This window comes from Kitasatospora sp. NPDC043950, from assembly GCF_056435345.1.
On record NZ_JBWKER010000129.1, the window covers coordinates 1 to 2,963 of the forward strand.

Sequence of the window (2,963 nt, forward strand, 5' to 3'; positions counted from 1 at the left end):
GGTTGCTCGCCCAGGCCCTCAAGGACGTGTTCCCGAGACACCCGGACGCCGAGATCATCTGCAGCTGCCCCCGGCCTCGGCACCCAGCTCGGCGCCCGGGTCCTGGCCGAGATCGGCGACGACCGCGCACGCTTCGCCGACGCGCGCGGCCTCAAGGCATACGCCGGGGCCTCCCCGGTCACCCGGGCCTCAGGCAAGAAGTCCAGCATCACCCGCCGCTGGGTGAAGAACGACCGGCTCAACCACGCCGGCTACCTCTGGGCCTTCTCTGCCATCACCGCCTCACCCGGCGCGAAAGCCCACTACCGGCGCCGCCGCGACGACCACGACGACTGGCACACCGCCGCCCAGCGCAACCTCTTCAACCGCATGCTCGGCCAGCTCTACCACTGCCTCAAGAGCCGCCGACTCTTCGACGAACAACCGGCTTTCCCCGCGCCACCTGCGGCAACCGCTTGAGGCACTCAGCGCCCGCGATCGGCGCTCCACTCGTAGACACCCGGGGCCGTCTCGACGACCTCAACGGGCCACGTCCGCCGGACCTGTTCCAGGCGTTCGTGGTGGTCGCTGATCCAGTTCTCCTCCGGGCGGGCCCCGATCATGGTGATGAGGCGGTCCGGATCGTCGACCGTGATCGAGAGCCAACCGTCCTCGTGGAGGTGGAATCCGAGCGTCAGCCCGCGGTCACCGCCGATGCTGGCGTCCCGCCCAGGAGCCAGGGCGGAAAGCGCCTGCTGCCATGCGTCCAGGTCGTGCGGGGAGAGGAAGACGTCCAACCGGGCGTCGACGAAGCTCGCGGACACGAGAACATCCGCACGCAGGATGTCGTGGAGCATCGGGTCACCAGACTTGAAGCGCCCGGTGACCCGCACGATGCAGCGGCTCCCGTCCTCGTCGGCGAGGTCAATCAGGTCTACCGGGACAGGGTCGGTCATCTCGTCGTCGCTCACTCTCGTCGTCCGTCTCGCCCTGCATCCTCTCGTGTCGCGGGATGACCGCAGCAGCTGGCCCTAGCGAGACCATCCTGTTCGAAAAGAACCGCCCGGGCCTCGGCCCCGACTTGACGCCTTCGCGCCGTGAGGTGTCTACGTGGGTTCGGTACGGCCCGGCCGGCGCAGCAGGCCGGACGACGCCTCAGAGGCCCCCGCGGCCGACGCCTGGGCCCGGTGGGGGCTCAGCGGGGTGTGCGGTAGAAGGACCGTTCCGAGACAGCGATGGGCAGTCCGTGCGGGATGACAGGTAGCGCTGGCAGCACTGAACGGAGACCATCGTCTGCGTGGGTGGTCCGGGAGCCGTTCCAGGGCTCGGTCTGGCTGCCCGCGCACCCGGGATCACCGACCTCGCGGCTCTGCGAGCCCGAAAACCATGGTCGCTGCGTCGCCGCGCATGACATGATCGGCCGCATGATCGAATCTCTTGCACGGAACGGCCGCCACCGCCCCGTCCGGTGAAGTGGCTGGACGAGGCCGTGGCCTCAGGAACCGCCACCACGCCTGCCAGCCCTTCCCGCATCGCGGTCTTCGACGCGGTACGCGCCGACCGCACCGGACCCGTCGCCTCCCGGCTCCTGCGGCTCGCGCACTCCGACAACCCTGTCGTACGCGGTGAGGTACTCGCTCTCCTCCGGAGCCTTGCCCACGACGGGCCCTGGCCCGAAGCCGCGGACGCCGGGGTGGCCCGACTCACCGACCCCGATGAGGAAGTACGGCGCCGGGCCGCGAGGCTCGTCGTGGACGCAGGGCGCCGCGACCTCGCCCTCACGGCCCTCGGCGAACTCACCGACCCCGTCGTGCGCACCGTTCTCGCCCACGCACTCGGCGCCCGCATCGCCCACCTGCGAGCCGGCCCCCTGGCGTCCGTCCGCTTCCTTGCCCACCTGGAGACCCTGCGGGCGGCCCCGCCCGAGCGATGGCCGGCCTCTGGACGCAGCGCTGCACGCCGACGCCCGTGAAGCCGTGCATTACCTGGAGGGCATCGGACGGGACTGGGGGCAGGTGCTGTACCGGCTGGGGCGCGAGCAGCACACGTACACGGTCACGGCCCGCCTCCTCGCCGACCCCGTAACGCGGGACATCGGCGCAGATCTCGCCCGCGAAGCGTGTCACGACTGGCGGGCGGCCCCGGTCGACCTGTTGCCCCTGCTCGTCCGTCACTGCGGGCAGAGCGTCAGCGCTGCCATGGCGAAGGCCCTCACAACGGCCTCGATCTCGAGAGCGGCGATGCGTGCGCACGGCGCCCTGGCGGCCACGGTCCCGTTCACGCCGTACCCGAAGGCCCGTCACCCCTGCCCCGGCGCTACGCCGTCGTACGACAGCGCATCCGCGGCAGCGCTCCTGGCGGCCAAACCCGTGGGGATAGGCCGCCTTGCACACGCCCCCGCGATCTTCGGCGCGCTATTGGACTCGGGGCCGTTGACTTTCCGGCAGACGGCCCAGCTGTACAACCTCACGTTTCGGTGGCCAGGTCGGATGCAGGCCCTGTGCGCCCCGCTGTGGCTGCGTCACGCGGGCCCGTCGGCACTGCCCCGACTGCTCGCCCTCATCACACCGCACCCGGGCGAGTACACGGTTGGCGAGCACTACCTGGCAGGCCTCGCGACGATGGGCCACCACGCACTGCCCGCTCTGCCGGCCGTGGCGGCGCTGATCGACCGACGTTCCCGCATCCCCGTCAACGACTCCACCCGGGACGCTGAGACGGAACTGGACGAACGCCTGCTGGCCGCTGCTCTCGACGCCCGCCGCGCGATCCTCGCGGACGCCACCGCGCAGCCACCGGCCCCGGGGCCTCGCGTGTGAACGCCTCGCTGTAGAGGACCGTCAGACTGCAACACCCCCTGTCAGGGTGGTGCCTTGACCGGCCGGGCCCACAGACCGAAGCATCCAGACAGCCAACCCGCCAAATGAACCGCCCGGTCACACCGACAGTCTGTCAAACGTGCAAGTAGGGCAAAGGGATCTGCA

3 protein-coding genes and 1 pseudogene are annotated in these 2,963 nt (G+C 70.7%); 3 read left to right on the plus strand and 1 reads right to left on the minus strand.

The window, feature by feature from the left end; genetic code table 11:
- Nucleotides 1–459 (plus strand): annotated as a pseudogene (locus tag AC07BF_RS37710) (IS110 family transposase); the annotation flags it as partial.
- Between the two features lie 5 nt (nucleotides 460–464).
- Here AC07BF_RS37710 and AC07BF_RS37715 read toward each other — a convergent pair.
- A complete protein-coding gene (locus AC07BF_RS37715) occupies nucleotides 465–950 on the minus strand; it encodes a DUF5959 family protein (protein WP_478334596.1) in 486 nt (161 codons plus the stop codon).
- 518 nt (nucleotides 951–1,468) lie between these two features.
- On the opposite strand from AC07BF_RS37715, the gene AC07BF_RS37720 reads away from it, so the two are divergent.
- The gene (locus AC07BF_RS37720; RefSeq protein WP_478334597.1) at nucleotides 1,469–1,951 is read left to right on the plus strand and encodes a hypothetical protein; all 483 of its coding nucleotides are present in this window, start codon (nucleotides 1,469–1,471) and stop codon (nucleotides 1,949–1,951) included.
- A 4-nt stretch (nucleotides 1,952–1,955) separates the two neighbouring features.
- Nucleotides 1,956–2,798: a hypothetical protein gene (locus AC07BF_RS37725; protein ID WP_478334598.1), complete on the plus strand. Its 843-nt coding sequence runs from the start codon at nucleotides 1,956–1,958 to the stop codon at nucleotides 2,796–2,798.
- Nucleotides 2,799–2,963 lie beyond the last annotated feature (165 nt).